This window comes from Streptomyces sp. CNH189 (genome assembly GCF_000527195.1).
Map to the genome: position 1 here is coordinate 1 of NZ_AZUS01000051.1, position 4,857 is coordinate 4,857.

At 70.3% G+C, this 4,857-nt stretch carries 4 protein-coding genes and 1 pseudogene; 1 reads left to right on the forward strand and 4 read right to left on the reverse strand.

Going from position 1 to position 4,857, the window contains the following annotated elements; genetic code table 11:
* Positions 1-997: 997 nt before the first annotated feature.
* On the forward strand, positions 998-1,426 hold the full coding sequence (locus tag B100_RS0133415) for a MobC family plasmid mobilization relaxosome protein (RefSeq protein ID WP_158686778.1): 429 nt from the start codon (positions 998-1,000) through the stop codon (positions 1,424-1,426).
* Positions 1,427-1,606: 180 nt separating this feature from the next.
* Here B100_RS0133415 and B100_RS0133420 read toward each other — a convergent pair whose 3' ends face one another.
* The 4 genes and pseudogenes from B100_RS0133420 to B100_RS0133435 form a co-directional block, all read right to left on the reverse strand.
* Positions 1,607-3,352 carry a protein rep gene (locus B100_RS0133420; protein WP_158686779.1) on the reverse strand — a complete coding sequence of 582 codons (1,746 nt, stop codon included), beginning with the start codon at positions 3,350-3,352 and terminating at the stop codon, positions 1,607-1,609.
* Positions 3,353-3,824: 472 nt separating this feature from the next.
* The gene (locus tag B100_RS0133425; RefSeq protein ID WP_024888677.1) at positions 3,825-4,184 is read right to left on the reverse strand and encodes a DUF7739 domain-containing protein; all 360 of its coding nucleotides are present in this window, start codon (positions 4,182-4,184) and stop codon (positions 3,825-3,827) included.
* The gene (locus B100_RS0133430) at positions 4,181-4,468 is read right to left on the reverse strand and encodes a hypothetical protein (protein WP_024888678.1); all 288 of its coding nucleotides are present in this window, start codon (positions 4,466-4,468) and stop codon (positions 4,181-4,183) included. The genes B100_RS0133425 and B100_RS0133430 overlap by 4 nt, the downstream gene beginning before the upstream one ends.
* Positions 4,465-4,857: pseudogene (locus B100_RS0133435) on the reverse strand (helix-turn-helix domain-containing protein); the annotation flags it as partial. The gene B100_RS0133430 and the pseudogene B100_RS0133435, both read right to left, overlap by 4 nt.

Genomic DNA, 4,857 nt, shown 5'->3' on the forward strand with positions numbered 1-4,857 from the left:
TAAGCCTTCCCCTGTACGGACGCGAAAAGCGATCACTGCTGGTGAGCGGCCTGCGTCGAGCCTTACCACGACAGGGTGGCTCTGATGCCAGGGGGGACCACAAGTCGAAGCGGAGTTTCCGGACATACGATCCGATAAAGCGCATTCTGGGAACACGGCGCTGAGCTGGGTTGGCCCAATTTCGTGCCGCTTCTCGCGCCTTCCGATCAGTATTCGGAAGCCAAACTCTTCACCACGAGCCGCGAACTGCGTAGGCAGGTCGGGGCCGCCCTGATTGCTACTGGCTCCAACCGGCACGCACCAGGGGAATGGGGGTTGTTGGCGCAACCTTCCAAGTGAGGCCGAATGCCGTGCCCTCCGGGGCAGGCATCGGCTTCACCGCAACACCGAGCCCAACGGGCCGCTAGCCGCCGACGTCGGCACACGGCCTCCGAGGCTCGAGGTGAGACAGGACAAAACGAAGGGGCAGCGGACCAAGCATCACCTGGACCGCCGCCCCTTCCGCGTCTGGTGCTGGTCACGAGTTTCGACAGCAGATGCTCGGCACTCTGGGAGGCGGCTCGTCTTACCGACAGAGCCAGGCACACGCGTGCACTCGAAGAGCGATCACACCTCCTGCACTTCGGCAGCGGCCATCGCGGGACACTCCCGTCATGAGCACCATGCGACGCCGACTCGGCACCGGCCCGAGCACCACCAAGAGCACCCCTACGACGGACACCACGCCGCGGCTTCTGCCCATCGAACGAGCCGAGCCAGACACACCCCTGGAGGGAATCGAGCGCCAGGACGTAGACGCGCGGAAAGGCCGACGGAACCTCGGGCCAGGCATCACGGCCGCCTCCGACTTGATGCCGACTTCCAGGCCGTAGATCACGAAAGCCAGGCCGTAGATCACGAAAGCGAGTTGGTGCGTACGGTTACCGTACGCCCGCTGATCGGTGGTCGCTCAGCGGTGGTCCGGGGACGGACCGGGGTGGAGTTCGGAGGGGTTGGCGTGCGCGAGCACAGAGTGTTTCCGGAGCAGCGGCGGCGTACCCGGCGCAACGACGAGCCGCGTCCGCACCGGCTGAATCTCCGGCTCGGTGACGACGAGAAGGCAGCCGTTGAGGCAGCCGCAAAGCTTGCCCAGCTGACTCCCTCCAGCTACGCGGCGGACGTCGCCGTGTCCGTGGCGATGAGCACTCTGTGGCCGGTGCCGAGGACCCGTCGCGAGGAACTGCGCGAGCTGCTTGCCGCCCGTATCGGGCTGACCCGGATCGGCACGAACCTGAACCAGATCGCGCGGACGCTGAACGCCGGCGGCGACGTCACCCAGGAGCAACTTGAAGCCGTTCTGCAGCGCGTCGGCGAGGCCGTGCGGCGGGTCGATGAGGCAACCATCGTGAACATGCGGCGCCGCAGTCCCGGACCGCCCGAGCTGTAAACAGACCCGTAAACCGAGGTGTGACACGACCCCCTCCGGACCCCCGCCCCGACCTGCACGGGTGCCCTTCCATCTCCGAGACCACCCTCTCTCCAGGACCTCCGTGGGGGTGGTCTCGGAGTTTCCAGGGGTTTGGTCGGGGGCGGGGGTCCGGAGGCGGTGGCGGGGGTTTCAAGGTGGTCAGCAGAGGGCGTGTCGGCCGTAGGGGATCAGGGCGGGGGCGAGTTTCCCGGAGCAGGTGCAGCAGGTGTCGGCGGCGGCGTCGGCCAGGGGAGGCGTGACGCGCGGCGCGGGTACGGCCGCGGGCTTGGGCCGCTTGCGGAGGCTGACCCGAGTGCGGACGGGGCGGTCGGGGTTGCGCAGTCGGTCGAACGCAGCGGCGGTTTCGTCGGCGTGCGCGACCGCGACGAGTTTCCGCCGGCGGATGAACTCGGCTCGCGCGACGAGCAGCTCGTCGTGCTCCTGCTCCTCGATGCCGAGTTGCTCGTCGCAGTCGGCGGCGGCCTGCTTGGCGGCCTTGGCCCGAGCGACGTACTCGGGGGCTTCGGGGTGGGCGGCGAAGTGTTCGGCGCGGGCCTTGATGAGGGCTCCCTCGGCGAGGGCGAAGCCCTGGCGCCAGACCTCGGCGCGGGCCGCCAGGTTCGTCCGCTCGGAGCGGCGCAGGATCTCGTCTGCGGTGGGCAGCGTGCCGTCTGCGGGCAGTTCCTCGGGCTCGGTGACGTCGGCGCCCCAGATCAGCCCCCAGGACTCGATCAGGGCGCGGACCGCGCGGGTGCCGCCCTTCTCGGCGGCCTTGAGCAAGGCGAGGGCGCGGCCCTTGTGCCGGGCGATGTGCCGGTACCAGGTGGCGGCCGGGATGCAGGCGAGCGGCTTGCCGTCGGCGGCCTCCTCGGCGGCCACCTCGTTGTCGTTGCGCTCGTCCAGCTCGAAGCCCATCTCCCGCAGGAGCTTACGCAGGCCGTTGGACCAGTACAGGGAGCGGACGCCGGTCGCCGTGGCTACGAACTCCCGCCACAGCTCGATGGAGCGGGCGTCGCCCACGATGGCGTCCCGGGCGATCTCGAACGGCGTGCGGTGCCCGCCCTGGCCCTGCTTGATGTCCAACCGGGTCAGTTCTGCCGCGACTCCCCAGCGGGTCTTTCCGTCCTGTCCCTTCATCAGGTAGCGGGCCATCTGGCCGGACTCGCCACGGTCGGGTGCGTCGATCTTCACGCCGACGGGCTTGCCGTCCCTCTCGGAGACCTCCACGGGCATGCGGGCGCCGACCTTGACCAGGGCGGCCGACCACACCTCGAACGCGAGGTGCTGAAGCTCCTGCACGCGGCCGGCCTCGAGGGGCCGGGCGAGGAACAGCAGCACGTGGTAGTGGCAGTGCCAGCCGTTCGCGCCGTAGGTGACCTCCCAGGCCCGGACGAAGCCGCGGATGCCGAAGTCCTTCTTGGCCTGCCGCCAGGTGCGGCCCGCGTTCATGCCGAAGCCCGCCTTCCACGCCTGGCGCTGCATCTCCTCCAGGTCCGCCAGGGCGTCGCGCTCGTAGTGGCGCATGGTGAGCGTCATCATCACCAGGCCGCAGCTCTGGCACTCCCAGAACTGGCCGACCTGGTCCAGTTCCTCCTGCCGGACTCGGCGGATTGAGGTGGAGCAGCACGGGCAGACGTGGACCGACCCGCAGGTGACGACCCCGGCGTATCCGGCGCGGCCGTTGCGCAAGACGGGGGTCACGCCGCCCGCGAGGACGGAGATACCGCACCGCTCCAGCCGCTCCAGCCCGGAGATGGCCCGCAGGGCCTCGCGCATCTCGAACTGCATGTCGCGGGCCGCCGTGTCCGAGCCGGACTCCATGACCGTGCCGCGCTGAGCACCGCTGAATGTGGCGGTTGTGGTCGGTGTGTCACGTTCTGCGTCATGCAGGCCGCTGACCTGCATGTCCGTAGTTTTCGCGGTAGTACCAAGGCCGCGTCCCTTTTTGGTGCCGGAGATGCCGCCCGACCGGTCGGGGGTGGGCAGGGCTTCACCGCGTGCAATGGCACGCTTTGCGCGCTTTTTGCAGGCTTCGGAGCAGTACACGCGCGGGCGCTTGCCCGGGGTGTGGGTGATTGCCGTTCCGCAGTGACAGCGGGGGCCTGCCTTCCGTGAGGCGGCACGCGGCGGTGTGGGTGTTGCAGACGCCGAAGCGTCCCGTACGCTGGGCACAGACGAGTCCCTTGGTGTGAAGGCCGGGCGGACGTCAGAAGCGGTCCGGGATTAGGCCCCCGGGCCGTTTCGCTTTGCTGGGGTTGATCCTGCCACTTTGTGGGCCGGGCGTTCCCCCCGGCACGCGACACGCCCCTTGGGGCCGGTGTGACTTGACGGGTCGAAGGAAGCCCCGCCAGCCGAAAGGCCGGCGGGGCTTCGGTGTTCAGGCAGCGGCTTCGATGCGCCACTGCCAGGGCTCGCCGTCGGCGGCGGCCCGCTCGGCGGCGTCGCTCAGGGCGCGGGCGTGGGCGGCGGCGCTCGTCTTGACGAACCGGTGGCGGGCGAGCTTCCTCAGGAGCTGGGCCATTTCGGCGGCCTGAGCGGGCGTCATGGTCCCGCCCTCGCCGGGGTTGGTCAGCAGGAGGACGAGCGGGCCGCGTTCCTCGCGGGAGAGGCAGCCCTCGGCGTACCCAGCGAGGGAGGTGAGCATCTTGAGCGGGTGGCGGTCCTCGCCGAAGAAGTCGGCGCCGTGCGAGGTGACGACGTGGGCCTCGGCTTCGTGGATGGCGGGTCGGCGGGTCATGCTCGGTCCTCCTCGAGGTCGAAGTCGCACCAGCGGCAAGGGACGCCGGGGCCGTCCAGTTCGCGGTGGAGGCGCATCCCGGCGAGGGTGGCGAGGATCAGAAGGACGGTGGCCCACCCGGCAGCCAGCGGGACCCAGGCCGGGTTGCCCCAGCCGAGGACGACTCGGAGGCCGACCCCGGCGAGCGGGGTCATCGCGGCGACCGGGGTGTGGGCGAGCCAGAGCAGGGCGGCGCGGACGCGCCAGGACTTGATGAGCAGGAACAGGCTGGGCTTGCCGCTCATGCCGCCGCCCCCTCAAGTTCCTGGAAGCGCTTGGCGACCCAGCCGGTGGACCAGCCGGTGAGCGCGGCGACCTGGCGCTGTGAGCGGCCCTCGCGGATCGCCTTGGCAACCTCGGCGCGGGCGTCGGCCTCGCTCATCTTCGCGGGCTTGTCGGCGTCGTGAGCGGCGGTGCTCACGGCGGTGCTCACGGCGGCGCTCACGGGCGTGAGAGCGGGCCTGCGGGGCTCGGCAGCCTTCTGCTCACGTTCGGCCTTCTGCGCGGCTTCCTTGGCCTTGCGGGCAGCTTCCTGCGCACGGTGCTCGCGGTCCTGCTGCTCCCGCTGTTCACGGCGCTCGCGGTCGAGGCGCTCGCGCTCCTCGCGGCGGGCCCGCTCCTCGCGGTCCAGGCG